This is a genomic window from Acinetobacter sp. 251-1, assembly GCF_030329305.1.
GTDB lineage: Bacteria > Pseudomonadota > Gammaproteobacteria > Pseudomonadales > Moraxellaceae > Acinetobacter > Acinetobacter piscicola_A.
The window spans coordinates 1-567 of sequence record NZ_JACANS010000063.1 but is presented as its reverse complement, the minus strand read 5'-3'; the positions used below and the strand labels follow the sequence as shown (position 1 = coordinate 567).

General features: G+C 49.4%; 1 protein-coding gene. It reads left to right on the top strand.

Features of this window, described 5'->3' with window-relative positions; all coding sequences use genetic code 11:
- Positions 1 to 567 (top strand): IS66 family transposase (gene tnpC, locus HX129_RS17720; protein ID WP_286436401.1); only part of this gene is annotated, 567 nt, incomplete at both ends.

Sequence of the window (567 nt, the reverse complement as noted above, 5' to 3'; positions counted from 1 at the left end):
GCACGCTTTAAATCAGGCCAGGTCATTGAGGTGGGCTGCATGGCCCATGCACGTCGTAAATTCCATGAACTGCATGTGACCAAAAAAAGTCAGGTTGCTGAACAGGCATTAGTGCTGATTCAGAAACTGTATGCCATAGAAGCAGAACTCAGGAAAAAGACCGATAGTACAGCAGAACAGCGCCGCGAATACCGGCAACAGCATAGTCAACCGGTGATGCAACAACTGTATGAATGGCTCAACCAACATCATCTGACGGTGCCATCGAGTTCTCCCACCGCCAAGGCGATCAATTACACTCTGAAGCGTTGGCCAGCTTTAAGCCGCTATCTGGATGATGGCAATCTACCGATTTGCAATAATTGGGTAGAGAATCAGATGCGTCCCTGGGCCTTAGGACGCAAGAACTGGCTGTTTGCTGGCTCGCTGCGCAGTGGCCAGCGAGCGGCGAATATCATGACTTTAATCCAGTCAGCAAAGCTGAATGGCTTGGATCCGTATGCCTATTTAAGTGATGTGCTGAAAAGGCTGCCGACACACAAAGTGACCCAAATTGAAGAATTGCTG